The sequence below is a fragment of the Pseudoalteromonas sp. TB64 genome, assembly GCF_000498095.1.
Taxonomy (GTDB): domain Bacteria; phylum Pseudomonadota; class Gammaproteobacteria; order Enterobacterales; family Alteromonadaceae; genus Pseudoalteromonas.
Genome location: NZ_AUTQ01000236.1, coordinates 1 through 17,201 on the forward strand (window position 1 = coordinate 1; position 17,201 = coordinate 17,201).

17 protein-coding genes and 3 pseudogenes are annotated in these 17,201 nt (G+C 37.5%); 11 read left to right on the plus strand and 9 right to left on the minus strand.

Features of this window, described 5'->3' with window-relative positions; translation table 11 throughout:
* The 3 genes and pseudogenes from L647_RS0119785 to L647_RS0119795 all read right to left on the minus strand — a co-directional run.
* Positions 1-275: pseudogene (locus L647_RS0119785) on the minus strand (anthranilate phosphoribosyltransferase); the annotation flags it as partial.
* 11 nt (positions 276-286) lie between these two features.
* Positions 287-889, minus strand: a complete 603-nt coding sequence (locus tag L647_RS0119790) for an aminodeoxychorismate/anthranilate synthase component II (protein WP_024612566.1) — start codon at positions 887-889, stop codon at positions 287-289.
* Position 890: 1 nt separating this feature from the next.
* Positions 891-2,459 (minus strand): anthranilate synthase component 1, encoded by a 1,569-nt coding sequence (locus tag L647_RS0119795; RefSeq protein WP_024612567.1) that lies wholly within the window; start codon positions 2,457-2,459, stop codon positions 891-893.
* Positions 2,460-2,923: 464 nt separating this feature from the next.
* On the opposite strand from L647_RS0119795, the pseudogene L647_RS01000000124675 reads away from it, so the two are divergent.
* The 5 genes and pseudogenes from L647_RS01000000124675 to L647_RS01000000124680 all read left to right on the plus strand — a co-directional run bounded on the left by L647_RS01000000124675 (position 2,924) and on the right by L647_RS01000000124680 (position 6,651).
* Positions 2,924-3,780 (plus strand): annotated as a pseudogene (locus L647_RS01000000124675) (PHP domain-containing protein).
* Positions 3,777-4,397 carry an L-threonylcarbamoyladenylate synthase gene (locus L647_RS0119805; RefSeq protein ID WP_024612568.1) on the plus strand — a complete coding sequence of 207 codons (621 nt, stop codon included), beginning with the start codon at positions 3,777-3,779 and terminating at the stop codon, positions 4,395-4,397. The pseudogene L647_RS01000000124675 and the gene L647_RS0119805 overlap by 4 nt, the downstream one beginning before the upstream one ends.
* Positions 4,398-4,403: 6 nt before the next feature.
* A complete protein-coding gene (locus L647_RS0119810) occupies positions 4,404-5,240 on the plus strand; it encodes a ScpA family protein (protein WP_024612569.1) in 837 nt (278 codons plus the stop codon).
* A 274-nt stretch (positions 5,241-5,514) separates the two neighbouring features.
* Positions 5,515-6,066: a cytochrome b gene (locus L647_RS0119815; RefSeq protein WP_024612570.1), complete on the plus strand. Its 552-nt coding sequence runs from the start codon at positions 5,515-5,517 to the stop codon at positions 6,064-6,066.
* A 1-nt stretch (position 6,067) separates the two neighbouring features.
* A pseudogene (locus L647_RS01000000124680) lies at positions 6,068-6,651 on the plus strand (YceI family protein).
* A 38-nt stretch (positions 6,652-6,689) separates the two neighbouring features.
* On the opposite strand, the gene L647_RS0119825 reads toward L647_RS01000000124680, so the two are convergent.
* Entirely contained in the window at positions 6,690-7,547 is an 858-nt protein-coding gene (locus L647_RS0119825; protein ID WP_024612571.1) for a transporter substrate-binding domain-containing protein, read from the minus strand.
* Between the two features lie 134 nt (positions 7,548-7,681).
* Positions 7,682-7,849: a hypothetical protein gene (locus L647_RS1000000126165; RefSeq protein WP_007375427.1), complete on the minus strand. Its 168-nt coding sequence runs from the start codon at positions 7,847-7,849 to the stop codon at positions 7,682-7,684.
* A gap of 368 nt (positions 7,850-8,217) precedes the next feature.
* On the opposite strand from L647_RS1000000126165, the gene L647_RS0119835 reads away from it, so the two are divergent.
* Complete coding sequence (locus tag L647_RS0119835) at positions 8,218-8,775, plus strand: hypothetical protein (RefSeq protein WP_024612572.1); 558 nt, start codon at positions 8,218-8,220, stop codon at positions 8,773-8,775.
* Here L647_RS0119835 and L647_RS0119840 read toward each other — a convergent pair.
* The gene (locus L647_RS0119840; RefSeq protein WP_024612573.1) at positions 8,762-9,562 is read right to left on the minus strand and encodes a hypothetical protein; all 801 of its coding nucleotides are present in this window, start codon (positions 9,560-9,562) and stop codon (positions 8,762-8,764) included. The genes L647_RS0119835 and L647_RS0119840 overlap by 14 nt on opposite strands.
* Positions 9,563-9,838: 276 nt before the next feature.
* On the opposite strand from L647_RS0119840, the gene L647_RS1000000126780 reads away from it, so the two are divergent.
* The 3 genes from L647_RS1000000126780 to icd all read left to right on the plus strand — a co-directional run bounded on the left by L647_RS1000000126780 (position 9,839) and on the right by icd (position 11,963).
* A complete protein-coding gene (locus L647_RS1000000126780) occupies positions 9,839-10,240 on the plus strand; it encodes a glycosyltransferase family 2 protein (protein WP_343223092.1) in 402 nt (133 codons plus the stop codon).
* A 61-nt stretch (positions 10,241-10,301) separates the two neighbouring features.
* Complete coding sequence (locus tag L647_RS1000000126785; protein WP_343223093.1) at positions 10,302-10,577, plus strand: hypothetical protein; 276 nt, start codon at positions 10,302-10,304, stop codon at positions 10,575-10,577.
* A gap of 111 nt (positions 10,578-10,688) precedes the next feature.
* Positions 10,689-11,963: an NADP-dependent isocitrate dehydrogenase gene (icd, locus tag L647_RS0119850; protein WP_024612574.1), complete on the plus strand. Its 1,275-nt coding sequence runs from the start codon at positions 10,689-10,691 to the stop codon at positions 11,961-11,963.
* Positions 11,964-11,975: 12 nt separating this feature from the next.
* On the opposite strand, the gene L647_RS0119855 is transcribed toward icd, so the two are convergent.
* Entirely contained in the window at positions 11,976-12,422 is a 447-nt protein-coding gene (locus L647_RS0119855; protein ID WP_024612575.1) for a hypothetical protein, read from the minus strand.
* Between the two features lie 448 nt (positions 12,423-12,870).
* Here L647_RS0119855 and L647_RS0119860 point away from each other — a divergent pair, with 448 nt between their 5' ends.
* Positions 12,871-13,698 (plus strand): formate/nitrite transporter family protein, encoded by an 828-nt coding sequence (locus tag L647_RS0119860; protein ID WP_024612576.1) that lies wholly within the window; start codon positions 12,871-12,873, stop codon positions 13,696-13,698.
* 6 nt (positions 13,699-13,704) lie between these two features.
* Positions 13,705-15,465: a protein kinase gene (locus tag L647_RS0119865; RefSeq protein WP_024612577.1), complete on the plus strand. Its 1,761-nt coding sequence runs from the start codon at positions 13,705-13,707 to the stop codon at positions 15,463-15,465.
* A 58-nt stretch (positions 15,466-15,523) separates the two neighbouring features.
* Here L647_RS0119865 and L647_RS0119870 read toward each other — a convergent pair whose 3' ends face one another.
* The gene (locus tag L647_RS0119870; protein WP_029880556.1) at positions 15,524-15,730 is read right to left on the minus strand and encodes a hypothetical protein; all 207 of its coding nucleotides are present in this window, start codon (positions 15,728-15,730) and stop codon (positions 15,524-15,526) included.
* A gap of 105 nt (positions 15,731-15,835) precedes the next feature.
* Complete coding sequence (locus tag L647_RS0119875) at positions 15,836-17,107, minus strand: IS4 family transposase (RefSeq protein WP_024610808.1); 1,272 nt, start codon at positions 17,105-17,107, stop codon at positions 15,836-15,838.
* Positions 17,108-17,201 lie beyond the last annotated feature (94 nt).

Sequence of the window (17,201 nt, forward strand, 5' to 3'; positions counted from 1 at the left end):
CCGCCAGTGCCACAGCTATCAGCAAGTTGTGTACTGTTGGTAGTAAAAGCAACGGCGTTTTCACGCATTGAGGCTGCAGCTCCTGCAATCTCGTCGCTAACCTCGCCTTTAATTTTAAGGCTTATAAGTAGGGCGGTTAGCTCAATTTCACTCATATTACCTTGCATTATTTCATCAAAAAGCGCTTTGGCGTCTGCGTAGCTTAATGATTGCCCAGTAATTAGTTGCTCAATAGCGTGTTGAACATTTATGGGTTGTTCTGGTTGTGTACTCATAATGTCCTCTTTTATTTGGCACGTGTTAAGTAGGCTACACTTTGCTGAAGTAGCATTGCGCCGTTCGGCGTTAGTATTGATTCTGGATGAAACTGGTAACCCAATGCGTTGTCATCATGATGATAAATAGCCATAGGTATATCTTCATATTGGGCAATTACCTCAATATTGTCAGGCACTTTTGTTGCCATTAATGAATGATAACGTGCAACAGGCATTGTATCGCCCATACCATCAAATACAGGGTGCTCGCCTAAACTAATAATTGAAGACTTACCATGTACGGTTTCACCGGCATGACCGATTACTCCGCCGTAGCTTTGGGTTAACGCTTGTTGACCCAAACAAATACCCAGCATAGGGAAATGACCTTTAGAGAGCTCAATAAGCTCCATCAAACAGCCTGCATCGCTTGGTGTGCCAGGACCTGGCGAAAGTACCAATAGTACTTGACCTTGTTCTTGGCGCATTTTGTTAAAAATAACCTCGGCGCTAATGTTGTTTCTGTAAACAACAAGTTCCCCGCCAAGCATTGTTAGCTCATCAACAAGGTTGTAAGTAAATGAGTCAAAGTTATCTAAAAAATAGATTTTTATAGGATTAGCTTCACTCATTCTATACCGCCTTGTAAGTAGATTTAATGGCGGTAATAACCGCTTGTGCTTTAGCTCGGGTTTCGTTTGCTTCAGAAATAGGATCTGAGTCAAACACCACACCGGCACCAGCCTGTACATAAGCTATATTATTTTTAACAAAAGCAGAGCGAATAACAATACAGCTATCCATTGCACCGTCACCGGTTAAGTAACCTACAGCGCCGCCATAACTGCCACGGCGTTTACCTTCAGTTTGACGTACAAGCTCAGCAGCCCGAACCTTTGGTGCGCCAACAAGTGTGCCCATGTTCATACAAGCTTGGTAAGCATGCAGTGCATCAAGCTCTGGTTTTAATGTGCCTACAACGCGCGATACTAAATGCATTACCTGTGAATAGCGGTCTACTTTTAATAACTCTTTGGCAAAGCGAGTACCTGCAACACTAATACGTGCTACGTCGTTACGGGCTAAATCTACAAGCATTAAATGTTCAGCACGTTCTTTTTGATCGTTTCTAAGTTCAAGTTCAATGCGGCTATCTAGGTCTGGGTTTATTTGCCCATTAGCAAATTTGCCACGTGGGCGAGTGCCAGCAATGGGATACACTTCGACTTGTTTAGATTGCACTGTGTACTTAAGTGCTGATTCAGGCGATGCACCAAATAATGCAAAGTCTTCATCGCGCATATAAAACATGTATGGGCTTGGATTTTGCTTTTTAAGTTTGCTATACGCATGCAAAGAATTAGGGCAAGGTAGTGAAAATGTGCGCGACGGTACTACCTGAAAAATATCACCATCTACAATGTTCTTTTTAAGCTTAACCACTTGCTCACAATATGTCTCGTCGCTTATATCAACGCTTACATCACATTGTCCACTTTGCATATCCGCACTAAATTCTGAGGCGTTGTCGCACAGTGTATTTAAACGTTCTAACTCTTTGCCTACTTCAAAGCAATTTGCATGTACGTCAGGGCCATTAAATACATTACCAATGAGTTCGGTTGTTTGTTTTTGATGATCAATAACAACTAACGTTTCGGCTAAATAAAACACATAATCTGGGCACGTATTTTCACCGTCTGGTACATCACTTAATTGCTCAAAGTTAGCCACCATATCGTAGGCAAATACACCGCCTAAAAATACTGAAAATGGATTGCTGGTTGTGCTTTTTATACTGTTAATACAAGTGCGCAGAGCGCTAAATGCATTATCTGCAACGAGTTTACTTGCCTCGTCAGTATCGCCGCTTGTGTCTAAATAACTAAGCGTAAGTGTTGTGTCGTCTAAGGTTGCGTCACAGCTTTTAACATTACTTTGTAAGTAGCTTAGAAGTTGTTGACCATTATTAGATTGCGCAGTCACTGTTACCGTTTTGCCTTGGCATACAATGCGCAAGGCACAGTCAACTAAAATTAAGCTCTTAACACTGTCTTTAGAATCAATTTCAGCCGATTCAAGTAGCAGCGAATTAGGCTTATCAAGTGCAGCATATAATGCAAGAGGGCTACTTATATAGTCGCGTACTTGCGTTATGCTTGTTACTTCGCCTGGTGTGGTAGTTATATGACTAAAAATCAAACCTCATTCCCTCAAAAAATTAAACCCCGCAATGCTGTGCAATGCGGGGCTTGAATAACGATATCTAAATTACAAACAGATCATTACCGTCCCGCTATATCAAGCGCCACCACCAACGATGTGTAAGAGTAAGACCGTTATTCATGTTTTTCTGCCTCAATATTTATTAAATATTTATAATATAAAACGTTACGTAAAATTTAGTTATAAAAAAACCCGCATAGTTGCGGGTTTTGAATTTTTGTTAGACACGACAATTCATCACCCGATAATTACGAGTGCCACCACCAAATAGTGTTTAAGTTTGAATTGATCATTATTGTTAATTCTTAATGTGTCTGAAAGTGGCTACAGTAAAACGTATCTTATGCTTTTGTGTCAAGTGTTTATTTAAAACAATTTAGTCAAAAAACTTGTTATACTTACATAAACACCATTAACCCTTAATTTTAAGCAGTTTTCTTTTGATAAAATACGATTTACATAGCCACACCACACACTCAGACGGGCGTTTAACGGTCGAAGAATTATTGCATCGCGCTGTTGATAAAAATATTGATGTGTTTGCTATTACCGATCACGACACTGTGGCANAGCCATTAAACCTGCCCAGCAATTTATTGAAGCTGAAAAATTACCGCTTTCATTAATAACGGGTACAGAAGTGTCGACTAAATGGGAAAGCTTCGAAATTCATATTGTTGGTTTAAATATTGATATTGAGAATATTGACCTTACCTCTTTATTATCTGCTCAGCAGCAAAAGCGAGAAGAGCGCGCGCTAGAAATTGGCGCACGTCTTACAAAAAACGGTTTTGATGGCATTTATGAGCAGGCTAAAGAGCTTGCAAAAAACGCGCAAATCACACGCGCACATTTTGCACGTGCATTAATAGAGCGCGGCGTAGCAAAAAACTTTCCTGGTGTATTTAAAAAGTATTTAGGTCGTGGCAAAACAGGTTATGTACCAAGTTGTTGGTGCACCATGCAAACAGCTATTGAGGCTATTCATGCCGCTGGTGGAGTTGCTGTACTTGCGCACCCAAGTAGTTATCAAATGTCGAACAAATGGTTACGCAAGCTATTAGTAGAATTTAAAAGTGTAGGAGGAGACGCAATGGAAGTTGCACAACCTCAGCAGGCGCCAAGCGAACGTCAATTTTTAGGTGAACTCAGCCGTGAGTACGATTTACTTTGTTCGCAAGGGTCTGATTTTCATTTTCCGACAAGTTATTTAGAGCTTGGCAAAAATTTATACTTACCGAAAGACTGCCAAGGTGTTTGGCAAGCCTGGGAAGGACAAGAAGGGGCATTATTATGAGTCAATTATTTCACATTCATCCTGAAAATCCGCAACCGAGATTGATTAGTCAAGCCGTTGATATTATTAAGCAAGGCGGCGTTGTTGTTTACCCAACAGATTCTGGCTATGCAATTGGCTGTAACATTGGTAACAAGCAAGCCAAAGAGCGCATAGAGCGAATTCGTGGCATTGAAAAAAACGATAATTTTACGCTAGTTTGTCGTGATTTATCGGAGTTATCTACTTATGCACGCGTAGATAACCAGCTATTTAGATTAATTAAAAATAATACGCCTGGACCTTACACCTTTATTTTTAAAGGCACTAAAGAAGTCCCTAAGCGTTTATTAAACGACAAGAAAAAAACCATTGGCATGCGTGTAATTGAGCACCCAATTGCCTGTGCTTTACTTGCCGAACTTGGCGAGCCGTTAATGTCGTGTTCTTTAATTTTACCAGGTCAGCAGTTTACAGAATCAGATCCCGATGAAATTTTAGAGCGATTAGACAAACACGTTGATTTAATTATTCATGGTGGTTACTTAGCAGAGCAAGCAACTACTGTAATTGATTTGTCTGAAGATGAAATTAAGATTTTACGTGTTGGTTGTGGTGATACAAGCCCATTTGAGTAATAGCGAGTGAGCGAAAGCACTGCAGATACACAAAACATTGAAAAGCCAGTGCAGCAAAAGCTGCCACTGGCTTTTTTGCATGGAAAAGCGGTTGTAGATAAACCTGAAGATTTATACATCCCACCCGATGCACTCGAAATAATATTAGAAACCTTCGAGGGACCACTCGATTTACTGCTCTATTTAATTAAAAAGCATAAGCTTGATGTGCTCGAACTTTCTATTTTTAGTATTACAGAGCAATATGTTCGTTATGTAGAAATGATGACAGAATTTCAGCTCGAACTTGCTGGCGAATATTTAGTTATGGCTGCGTTACTTGCGCAAATAAAGTCGCGATTACTACTACCTGTACACGAAGAGCTTGAGGAGGAAGAAGATCCTCGTGCTGAGCTTATTAAACGTTTACAAGAGTATGAGTTATTTAAAAAAGCCGCCGAAAACCTGGATGATATTCCCCGAGTTGGTCGTGATATTTTCATAGCGCATGTCGTTATGCCAATAAGTGAAGACACAAGTCAAAATCTCCCCGATGTTGAACTTAAAGACTTAATGCTGGCGCTGAGTGATGTAATGGCGCGTGCAAAAACCTTTGAGCATCATCAAATTACTGCTGAAGTGCTCTCAACCCGAGAGAGAATGAGTCAAATATTGCAGCAATTATCGCAAGCAAAGGCAGCGGTTGTATTTAATGCACTTTTTACCCCTGATGAAGGGCGAAGTGGTGTAGTAGTTAGTTTTATTGCCATGCTTGAGCTTATTAAAGAAGGGCTTGTTACCTGTTTGCAAGTAAACCCTGAAAGCTTAATTTATGTTAGCTTAAGCGAACAATCCACCCTATAAAACTATCTGTTTAATCCTCCATTTTTGCACAACTGACTTTAAATAACCTGAACTCTGGTTAAGAGACTTTCTACGTATTGAATCATGGTGATATTTAAGTTAATTTTCAGCGCAGTTAGCGCTGAAAATAGCTGCTCAAGATAGATTTATTATTCAAATTTCAGGCTAAATAACAAAGTTCTGTGCGTATACGCACGTAAAGTGTTTGTAAATGTTATTTTCATTTACTCCTATGCACTATATTGTAAGCACATAGCAATATAGGAAATTATACATGTTTAAAAACACGGCATCATCGTATGGACTTGTTGCCATTATTTTACATTGGCTCATGGCGCTAACTATTTTTGGTTTATTTGGTTTAGGCTTATATATGGTTGAGCTTACTTATTACGATAGTTGGTATAAAGGCTCACTCGATTTGCACAAAAGTATTGGCATAACATTGGTTGCTGTATTTTTGTTTAGAGTTTTATGGCGAGTTTTTTCAAATAAACCTAAGCCGTTAGGTGAAAACCAACAGATGAACCAATTAGCACACACCGCGCATATTGTTATGTATATTATTTTGGCTGTGATTGTTGTTGCTGGTTATTTAATTTCGACAGCAGATGGACGGGCAATAGAAGTATTTACACTATTTGATGTATCGGCAATTGATTTTTCATTTGAACATCAAGCCGATTTAGCCGGAAAAGTACATTACTACGGTGCATGTATTTTAATTGGGTTTGCAGTATTGCATGCACTTGGGGCATTAAAACATCACTTTATCGATAAAGATAAAACCTTAATTAGAATGATCAAACCATTAAAGGATGATTAAAATGAAAAAAATATTACTAAGTACAGCAGTATCTGCTGCAATGATGTTATCGGCAACGGCNCGGCTGCTAATGCAGCCGACTATGTAATTGACACAAAAGGTGCTCATGCGTTTGTAAACTTTAAAATTAAACATTTAGGCTATAGCTGGTTACATGGTCGCTTTAATACTTTTGATGGTAAATTTAGTTACGACGCTAAAAACCCAGATGCTTCAAAAATTATGGTAAACATTGATACTACAAGCTTAGATTCTAACCATGCAGAGCGCGATAAGCATTTACGTGGTAAAGAGTTTTTAAATGTTGATAAGTTTCCTACTGCTAGCTTTAAAAGTACAAGCGTTAAATTTAACGACGAGGATTCGGGTAAAGTAACGGGTGATTTTACGCTTCATGGTGTAACCAAAACCATTACATTTGATATAGATAAAGTAGGCGAAGGTAAAGATCCTTGGGGTGGTTACCGTGTAGGTTTTGAGGGCGAAACCAGCCTTAAACTTGCTGATTATGGTATTGATTACAACTTAGGACCAGCATCTACTCACGTAGATATTGGCTTATTTATTGAAGGTATTCGCCAGTAATACACTAGCAAATATAAAATTAGATATGTAAACGCCACTTATGTGGCGTTTTTTGTTTGAGCTTCTAAAATTCTTTTTTCTAATAGTGGTCTTAAGTGTTTTGGTAACCATCTAAGAAGTACTTGGTTATATTGCTTAGTTTGTTTTATTTTTTTGAGTTGTTCGTTTAAAAGATTTATATCCTCTGCACCTTGAGCATTTTTGGTACAACCTATAAAACCATAGCTTAAATCGGGTGATTCGGTTAATGCGCGTTGCGTGAGGCTGTCATCAAAGTGCATCAGCTTTGCTAAATAATAATGCTCACTAGGGTAGCCCAATAAAATATCAATACGCTTCAAATTAAGCATGTATGTAAGGCTTGCTAAGCTATCGCGTGTGGGTCTAATGACTAACTCTATGTTAGGCGTAGTATTAATTAGCGTGTCTATCTCTTTACCGTAAGAGCGACTCATGGATACGCCAAGTGTTAGCTTTTTATCCTGTAGTAAATTTAGCAGCGAGATATTTTTATCATTGGGTATATCAAGTGCTTCTGCTAATTTTTTATGTAATGCAATCGAAGGAGAAAGACCCGTTGTTGAGCTTTCCTTTGTAAAATAAATATGATCTTCTCTAAAATCATTTTTATAAAGTGATAATGCACATGCATTATGGGATGTGTTTGATAGCTCCTGAATCACTTTGCCAGAAGGGATAATCATTCGATTAAAGGTAATATTGGGTAACTGTTTTTCTAGGAGAGTGATTATACTTTCGTCACGACCTTGTTTTTGGTATTTGCCATTTAAAATGTAATAGGGTGCAAAGTCGTGCGTTAACCAATTTATGGTTTTAGCATTACTTACTGAGCTTAAACAACAAAAGAGTAGAGGAGTTAAAAATACACGGAGCATTACAACAGCTGCCAGTAATTATTATTGTAAATCTATTGTAACCAACAAAGTGCTAAAAAGTAAAATGCCAGCAACGAGGCTGGCATAATATCTTATCAATAATTGCAATAATAAACGGCAATTAAAGTATTTGGTTAACTAGCTTTAAGCCATTTAACAAATTGGCGTGCATCACTCGCTTTTTGAAACAATGCATTTTTTAAACCTTGTGTATCACTAAAGATTACACGATGTTTGTTTACTGAAATAGATTGCACTGGATGTGCGATTTGGATCATAGACCCATTATATTTATAAGACATAATAAAACTCACTTTATTCTTGTTATTTATTCTGCGCTATTTTTTTATAGCAAAATGCAGTTAATAAATAAACGATGTTGTGTTTAGCTTCATTACAGTGTTGACGATCTTTATGACACTTTTGCGATGATAGTAAAATTCATCTCGGTATTTTTAAGGGGTTCTCGCCGTACAATAACTTAGCTTTCAAATATACGTTTTGCGGGGCTTACTGGATCAGGGTAAATGGTTAACCGCGGCGGTTTCTTCAAACCAGAGAGGGAAGGTAACTTAAATATATTGTGTGTGCAAGCTATTTATATAAAATAATTTATAATACTTTTTATCAACTGCTTACAAACGTGTTTTTAAATAGTAAAAGGATAAGTATGGATTACGTAATTGTCAGCGATATTTTTGGTTTAACACCCGCTTTAACACGGTTTAAAATGGGTGTTAGCAGTAATAGTATGCTTATAGATCCATACAACGGTAAGCTGCAAGTTATTGAAAGTGAAGCTAATCACTATGAAAAGTTTATAAAACACTGCGACCACGACAAATATACCGAAAAGGTTAAAGAATGCTTTAATGCACTTAAGAGTCCTACAACTTGTATTGCTTTTAGTGCAGGTGCAAGTGCAGCATGGCGTGCTCAGTTACTCACAGGCAATCCACATCTTAAAAAGCTCATAGGATTTTATCCATCGCAATTACGTAATCATTTACAGCTAAATGCAAAAGTACCGTGTGAGTTCATTTTTCCAAATCATGAAGTACATTTTAATGTAGATGATGTTATAGCCAATTTGGGGCGTAAAGAATTGGTAGAGTGTAAAAAAGTAGAATACTTACATGGGTTTATGAATAAATATTCAGTAAATTTTAACGCGAATGCCTATAACTATTTTTGTAATTACTTAAAAAATAACGCTATAGCTGATTAAGTTGTGCTTTGGTAATATCAGGAAAATTTGTACGCGTGTTGTACTGTGTATAAAGTGAAGAAAACACACTGCTACTCGATAATCTATCGAGCTCTTTTATGAATTTTTTAGCGTTTGAACGCGCAGGTCTACAGCATGTTTGATATGCTTTTATAACTTCAGCCACTGTTTTTCCTTGTTTTTGAAGAGCTAGATCTGCCTCTACAAAGAAGGCTGCACCACTCCAATAAACACGCTGTTGAGCGCGTTGTCGCCACATATCGGCAGACAGTTTATTAAGTGGTTGTTGCTTTGTTTTTGCTTGTTTGCGAGCACGTTCAAATCCGGCATTAAGTCGCTGTACAAATTGGGCTTGAGTTATAATACCGCTATCACGCATTATTTTATTTTGCATATAACTCGCAAAACCTTCGCTTAACCAAAACCCTGAATAAGGCAATAGTGGCAGGTATAAATGCGATAATTCGTGGTAAAGCGTCCAATCTTTTGTAAATTCACTTAAACTTGCTTGTTGGTCTATGTGTAACTCCAGACCATCGGGATCATTTCGTTTTACACTAGCCCAAGGCACAGGCTCAAGAGCAAAGTGTTTGGGCTTTAAATAAATAGGTAAAACACTTTGTTTTAAAGGACCAAGCGTATTTTTTGTTTTTTTAATACTTTGATTGATCCAAGTAGATACTGTTTTTTGACCATTATTGGTAAGTGAGTTTATGTTATGTATAACCACTTCAACTGCATTTATGTTACATGTAATAAATAGTGGCAATATCAATAATATCTTCATGTTATTTACTCTATTTTTAACTAATCACAAAGACTATACCAATAAAAGTTAAATATTAAATGATCGGAATTAAGCGTGTGATTAACGGGGATAATTGAGTTGTGGTTTAGCCGTTGTGAATTTTTAACGCGATTAAATTACGTATAGGTTTCACTGTTTTTTGCTAAAAAATAGGGTGGTTAAATTTAAAATCAGTAAAAATTCAACAATTGCATTATTTAGTTATCTAATCAGTTTATAATGTTGGCGCTATGTTAATTAATAAAAGGAAAGTCCGTGAAATTATCTGTTTGTATTATTTGTAAAAATGAAGAAAGTACACTTGAACGATGCTTGGAGTCGGTAAAGTGGGCTGATGAAATTATTGTACTTGATTCAGGTAGTACAGATGAAACATTGGCAATAGCTAAAAAATACACAGATAAAGTATTCGTTCGTGCCGACTGGGAAGGATTTGGTGAGCAACGCCAAAGAGCAGAAGCTTTAGCAAGTAACGACTGGATTTTTGCAATTGATTGTGACGAAGTCGTTAGTGATGAATTAGGTGCCGAAATACGAGATAATCTTGCTAAATGTAAAGAAAAAGACGTACTAGTACTTAATAGATTAACGCACTTTTGTGGTCAATTTATTCGTCATAGTGGATGGNNNAAGCCGTATTTCTCGTATCTACAATAAAAACACAACGAGTTACAATAATAATTTGGTACACGAATCGGTAGTGGTTAAAGGCTGTAACTTGATTAACTTAAAGGCTGATTTATTACACTTTCAATACGAAGATATTTTTGCATATATAAATAAAAGAAATAACTATGCCAATATTGGTGCAGACCAAATGATTAGGAAAGGCAAAAAATCATCCATATTAAAAGCAATAAGCTCAGCAACATTTGCTTTTATTCGTCATTACTTTTTACGACTTGGCTTTTTAGATGGAAGAGCTGGTTTTGTAATTGCAATAATACAAAGCCAATACAGTTTTAATAAATATTTATTTGCTACTTATAGATAAAAATAAAAGCTCTATATTTTTTAAACTGATAGTAACTATAAAAAAGTGAATACAGACACACCAAACTGATCATGCTTTAATAATATTAATAAAGCTTTGTAGGTGTTAGCAATGCAGTACCAACATATAAATGTACCAGAGCAAGGTCAAAACATAACAATAGATGAGCGCGGGGACTGGCAAATCCCCCTCGAACCTATAATTGCTTATATTGACGGCGATGGTGTGGGTTTAGATGTTATGCCAGTAATGCGTAATGTGGTTAATCGTGCTGTTGAACACTGTTATAAAACGGCGCGAAAAATTCATTGGATGCAAGTTTACAACGGCGAACAAGCAGCTAAATTATATGACGGTGATTGGTTCCCGCAAGAAACAATTAACGCGGTACGTACTTGTAAAATAGCTATAAAAGGGCCACTAACAACTCCGCTTGGTGGTGGTTTTCGCTCACTTAATGTTGCGCTCAGACAAGAAATGGATTTGTTTGTAAATATGCGCACCATTAAAGGCTTTAGTGCGCTTCCTTCTCCTTTAAAAAATCCTTTTTTAACTAACATAACGGTGCTTCGCGATAGTAGCGAAGATGTTTATTCAGGTATTGAATGGCAAGCGGGCAGCATTGAAAGTGAAAAAATGCTCGACTTTTTATGTGAAGAAATGGGTGTAACGCGCTTGAGATTTACACAAGAGTGCGGCATTGGCATTAAAAACATTTCAAAAGAGGGTTCTGAGCGATTAGTACGTTATGCAATAAACTACGCACTTAAAAATAACAGCGATTCACTGACTATTGTGCATAAAGGTAATGTACTTAAATTTACCGATGGTGCATTTAAACGTTGGGGGTTCGCACTTGCTAAAAAAGAATTTAAAGCTATAAATCATCAAAATGGTCGTTGGCTACTAATAGAGCGATCAGATCAAGAACCATTAATTATTAAAGAAGTAATAGCCGATAACATGCTTCAGCAATGTTTAATGCATCCAGAACAGTTTGATGTAGTAGCCACTACTAATCAAAATGGCGACTTCTTAGCTGATATGCTTAGTGCGCAAGTGGGTGGAGTTGGCATAATGCCCGCTGCAAATTTAAATAACGAAGTGGCATTTTTTGAACCTACACACGGCACGTTTGAACGTATAGCTGGACAAAATAAAGCCAATCCGAGCAGCAGTATTTTAAGTGCAGTGTTAATGCTTAAATTTATGAAGTGGGATAAAGCCGCAATATTGATTGAAAACGCATTAGAAAAAACCTTCGCAAGCTCCCAAGTAACTTTTGATTTAGCACCAAATAAAGATGATTCTAATAATTCAATATCTAATAACTCGATAACCCTAAGTTGCACAGACTTTGCACAAAAGGTTATCGAGCATTTTTAAACACCCCCATTTTTAAGCTGCTGATGCATTAGCAATTTGCACTGTGTGCATACAAGGGCGATTAGTTAATTGAGCAGCGCGATGATAAATGGCATGTGCATTTGGCTCATCACAGTGTGTACTGCTAATAGTATCCATTAATGCTACAACAATAATGGCAGGTACTTGGCAGCAGTATTCATCAAGCACGGCTTCTGTTGTTTGTGCGTTCATATGGCAATGTGGATGATTTTTTTGTTGATACGCATTTAATAGCGTGTCTACTTCAAGAGTATCACTTGGTTGATGCTTATTTTTACGACAAGTACACCCAAATTCATCAACTAACGTAGCTAAAGCTTGGTAAATCTCAGTCGTTTTTAAAGTCGCTTTAGTACATAACTGCTCTTTAATGAATTGATGTAAATTAGCATCAATGAATAATCCGTCTTGGTGTGTGAAGATAGCGGTAGTTGGCATAATAATTACTCTTAGTTTGTTGGCTTAACTTCACTCTAGCGCTAAGTGTATTATTAATGAAATTGTTGTTTTCAATAACTGATATTGATTTTATCAATACTGTAGCTGGGTGCTTCTTTTTGAGGTTGCTATTTATAATGTTTAATTACTTTATTTGGTGCAAAACGGCTTTTAATGCACAAAAATAGCGCGTAAACACCATTTTTAAAATTACATTAAATCAACTAACTACTTGTTTTTAAATAGCTATAATTTAACTTTTTGTAATGGCACCAACTTTGCTAATTAACATACAGTAAGGTTTCTCCCCTTGCTAAGACCAATATGACTCCAGACGAAGACGTCTACACATTTACTTTAAAAAGTAAGGTGTAGGCGTTTTTTTTTGCTTGCAATATATTGCTGCAAATGGAAATTAAAATAGCACTACCAAAATAAAGGTAAAAAAATGGCTTATTTAATCCCTACCGAATTTGTAACTAAAATGGTGGACTCTGGTGAGTCTAAAATTTACATGTCAACGCGCGATACGTTAATTCGTGCATTTATGGCTGGCGCTATTTTAGCGTTAGCTGCAGTGTTTGCAATTACCGTTAGCATCGCCACTGGCTCACATTTAGTGGGCTCGATGTTGTTTCCCGTTGGTTTTATTATGTTGTACTTAATGGGTTTTGATTTACTGACGGGTGTATTTGTACTTACGCCACTAGCATGGCTTGCAAAGCGACCAGGCGTTACGTGGTCGCAAATATTACCGCATTGGGGCAAAGTGTTTTTGGGTAATTTTTTAGGGGCGCTAACGGTTGCTTTTATGATGTCGTTTATTTTTACTTATGGGTACAACATAGATGGCGGTGCAATTGCTAAAAAAGTTGCTGCAATAGGCGAGGCGCGTACTTTGGGCTATGCCGAATTTGGAACAGCAGGTTGGTTAACTATATTTATTAGAGGCATGCTATGCAACTGGATGGTGTCGCTTGGGGTTGTTGGCGCAATGATTTCAACAAATGTAAGCGGTAAAGTAATTGCCATGTGGATGCCTGTTATGTTGTTCTTTTTTATGGGCTTTGAGCACTCAGTAGTGAATATGTTTTTATTCCCGTTTGCGCTTATTATGGGCGGTGAATTTTCGGTAATGGATTACTTAATTTGGAACGAAATTCCAACCGTATTAGGTAACTTAGTCGGTGGCTTGGCGTTTACTGGTTTAACGTTATACACCACGCACTACAAAACAGCGCCAAAGCGTCACATTCAAACGCAGCATACGAGTTAATAACCGATGACTGCCTTAACACTCAATACTGGGTATTTTACAACACAAGGTTGTAAAAGTATAAATCAAGACTTTGTTTTGTCCCGAGTGCCAATATTAGATGAGCTTAACCTTAAAGGTGCCGTGTTTGCTATTAGCGACGGGGTAGGTAGCAGTTTAGTTAGCCAAGTAGCGAGTGAAAGTGCGGTTAAGCGCTTTATTAACGATTATTATTGTACATCACCAGCATGGTCCGTTGAGCATGCTGGTGGTCAAGTATTTAAAAGTGTAAATGCCCATTTATATTGTAAAAATCAGCACAGCCCTTATAAGTACAATCTTGAAAAAGGTTATGTATGTACTTTTTCAGCGCTTATTTTGCAAAACCAATGCGCTCATATTTTTCATGTGGGTGATTCACGTATTTATCGCCTTCGTAATAACCAACTTACATTGTTAACAACTGATCATAATATACAAGCCAATGGTCAAACGGTATTAAGCCAAGCGCTCGGAATAACGCCACATTTTAAGTTCGACTACCTTTGTGAGCCATTAATCGTTGGTGATGTGTTTTTATTGATGACTGACGGCATATTTAACTTTTTGACTGAAGAGCGTATTTTAGCGTTATTAAACTATCAAAAAAATGACTTAAACACGCAAGCTAAAATAGTTGTCGATGAAGCAGTTAATGCTGGTAGTAACGACAACTTAACCATGCAGGTTATTGTAATAAATCAGCTCGCGAAAGCACAAATAAATAAACTGGATGAATTAAGTATTCCACCTATTTTAAAAGAAGGTGATTTATTTGAAAGCAATAAACTTGGCTCTATTCAAGAAGGCGTTTATGGATCTCAAGGGTATAAAATAAGGCGTGTTATTCATTCATCGAATCGAAGCCACGTTTATTTAGCGCTCGACTTAAAAACTGCCGACTTTGTCATAATTAAAGCGCCGTCAGTAGAGCTAACAAATAACGCCGCACAGTTAAATAGGTTATTAACTGAGGAGTGGGTGCTTAACAAAGTAAATCATAAAGTAAACAATCAGCACATAGTTAAAGCAGTGCCACCGCATAGTGCGCGTAATTTTTATTATACAGTTACCGAATATATAGAAGGGCAGACTTTAGCCCAGTTTTTATTAGACAATCCAACTCCTAATCTTGAAAAAATACGCGATATTACAGAACAAATAGCGAAAGGATTAACAGCGCTACATAAAGTTGATATTTTACATCAAGACATTCGACCTGAAAATATTTTAATAGATAGTAGTGGCTTAGTGACTATTATCGATTTAGGTTCAGCCAAAATAATGGGCGTAACCGATGGCAATGGCGATGAAATACTTGGCACTGCAATGTACACGGCACCTGAATATTTGGTGGGATCGGGGGCGAGTGAGCGATCCGATTTATACTCACTCGCAGTGCTTACTTATTATATGTTAAGCGGGCGATATCCATATGGTACAAAAGCCGCCAAAGCGCATAACATAGCCGCGCAAAGTAAGTTAAGTTATATAAGCGTAATTGATACAAAACGCGATATACCCTTGTGGTTAGACGCTACGCTTAAAAAAGCATTGCAGCCAAACCCAGCTTATCGGTACCAGGTAATGTCGGAGTTTATTTACGATTTGCGCCACCCTAATAACAGTTTGTTAGGCACTGGTAGCATTGCGTGGGCGGAGAAAAACCCAGTGGTATTTTGGCGGAGCTTATCGTTGTTATTAGCAATGTCACTGGTTATAAGCTGGCTGATTTTTATATCAAAGTAATTAGATATAGCAATTTTAAACGTGTTTATTATCACTGGGTAATAAGGTACTTATAGCATTAAAGCTTAATAAAATAGGGAATTGCTACCAAAATAGTGCCCACAATAAGCAACATAGATACGCTCGTCACAAAGTACGGAAACACTAACAACGACAAGCCTATACACAATGGTACAACGGCTTTTTTCCTTCGTCCATAAGTTAGGTAGCCAATGCCTATGCCACCAAACAAAACACTCCACGCAATAATTGATGATGAATCCATTTAGTTTTCTCCGTTAAAATTAGTTACGCCAGTACAGCTTTTAGCTCAGCTAAAGCGCTATCAGTATTTTTGTGTGCTAACTAGCGCGCATACATAGGTTAGACATTAAGAGATAATTGGATTCAGGCCGCATTTTAATCGTCCTTTTTCTTTATCTCTTTTTGGGTTCGCTCTTCGTGCATATTTTGACAAAAAACTGATAGTTTTTTGCCATGCTTTATTCAGTGTCGATATCACGCCTTGTGTTATCGACTCCATTAATTGATAAAACCAACCTTGGGTGTTTTTTGCTACCATAAATGTTGATAGCTCAATACCGGCAAGTTGTTGAACACTCATGCCTATTCGCCTCTTTACTAACAACGTCAATAAACTTGCCCACACCAAGCCTTCCATCATGCTCGCTTTTCTGGTGTTAAATTTTTGCAGGTTGCAATAAGACTTCCATTCTTTAAACAGTAACTCTATTTGCCACCTGAGACTGTAGAGCTTTATTACCGCTTCAGCGCTAAATTTTTCTCGATTTAAGTTCGTTGCCCAATAAGTAGGCTCACTTTTTCCTCTAGGCCAGCTCGCAATCAATCGATAATTAGTTTTACCTTCCACATCCATATCGACAATAACACTACGACGAATATGCTTTTTAACGTCCTTTTGCTTCTTCTGTGAAAACCGTTTTAACGCGTTACCGTGACGATTAAAAGCAGCTACTACGGTTGGATTAACCGTGGTTTTAGCCCTGACAACATAAAAGCCTCCTGCTGTATCAATTGATTCAAGATACGATAACTTAAAATAACCTCTATCCGCTAAAAACAAGGTGTCGACTAACGATTTAGCATCAGGTAAAAAATCATATTCAGCTTGGCTATCAGGACTCACTGAGATTTCTTCGGGATAACCTTGAAGCACATCCCAACTCACATGAACCTCTATTGCCGCAGGACTTATTTTAGTAAAGCGACCTTTAAAGGTATCTTTTAAACTATCGTGCACTGCGAACGAACTTCCGTCTTGCAATATGATGCGTTTGAAATCTGACAGTGTGACTTCTGTGCCGAGTATTTGTTGCTGCCATTCATTTAACGCCACATCGACCAGTGATTTCATCAATTGGCTGAATTCAGGCTTACTCAGTTGATTGTGAAACGGTTTATATTGAACATCAGTTTCCGTCAACTTCACAAAATAACGATGTAAATCTGTCACGGTGTTTACCGATTTATCGCCTAGAGCCGTTATTAACGACATGACTAATTCGAAAGGTTTTATTATTCGTTTACGGCTACAAAAACGGCTTGTTTTACCTATTTCGTTAATATTAAAATCGTTAAGCACTTTCGTTATTTTGTTTAACTCAGTATTATATTTATTCATGCTCTGCTTTTGGGATAGATAGTGGTTTGGCGATTACTATCAGATCAAATTCAGAGCATGTTTTCAAGTTTTATTCCTTAAGATCCAACCTATG

Excerpts from the sequence above, each read along its gene's own strand:
- L647_RS0119790 (WP_024612566.1), bottom strand. The coding sequence starts at position 889 with ATGAGTGAAGCTAATCCTATAAAAATCTATTTTTTAGATAACTTTGAC.
- L647_RS0119805 (WP_024612568.1), top strand. The coding sequence starts at position 3,777 with ATGAGTCAATTATTTCACATTCATCCTGAAAATCCGCAACCGAGATTG.
- L647_RS0119815 (WP_024612570.1), top strand. The coding sequence starts at position 5,515 with ATGTTTAAAAACACGGCATCATCGTATGGACTTGTTGCCATTATTTTA.
- L647_RS0119825 (WP_024612571.1), bottom strand. The coding sequence starts at position 7,547 with ATGCTCCGTGTATTTTTAACTCCTCTACTCTTTTGTTGTTTAAGCTCA.
- L647_RS1000000126165 (WP_007375427.1), bottom strand. The coding sequence starts at position 7,849 with ATGTCTTATAAATATAATGGGTCTATGATCCAAATCGCACATCCAGTG.
- L647_RS0119835 (WP_024612572.1), top strand. The coding sequence starts at position 8,218 with ATGGATTACGTAATTGTCAGCGATATTTTTGGTTTAACACCCGCTTTA.
- L647_RS0119840 (WP_024612573.1), bottom strand. The coding sequence starts at position 9,562 with ATGAAGATATTATTGATATTGCCACTATTTATTACATGTAACATAAAT.
- icd (WP_024612574.1), top strand. The coding sequence starts at position 10,689 with ATGCAGTACCAACATATAAATGTACCAGAGCAAGGTCAAAACATAACA.
- L647_RS0119855 (WP_024612575.1), bottom strand. The coding sequence starts at position 12,422 with ATGCCAACTACCGCTATCTTCACACACCAAGACGGATTATTCATTGAT.
- L647_RS0119860 (WP_024612576.1), top strand. The coding sequence starts at position 12,871 with ATGGCTTATTTAATCCCTACCGAATTTGTAACTAAAATGGTGGACTCT.
- L647_RS0119865 (WP_024612577.1), top strand. The coding sequence starts at position 13,705 with ATGACTGCCTTAACACTCAATACTGGGTATTTTACAACACAAGGTTGT.
- L647_RS0119870 (WP_029880556.1), bottom strand. The coding sequence starts at position 15,730 with ATGGATTCATCATCAATTATTGCGTGGAGTGTTTTGTTTGGTGGCATA.
- L647_RS0119875 (WP_024610808.1), bottom strand. The coding sequence starts at position 17,107 with ATGAATAAATATAATACTGAGTTAAACAAAATAACGAAAGTGCTTAAC.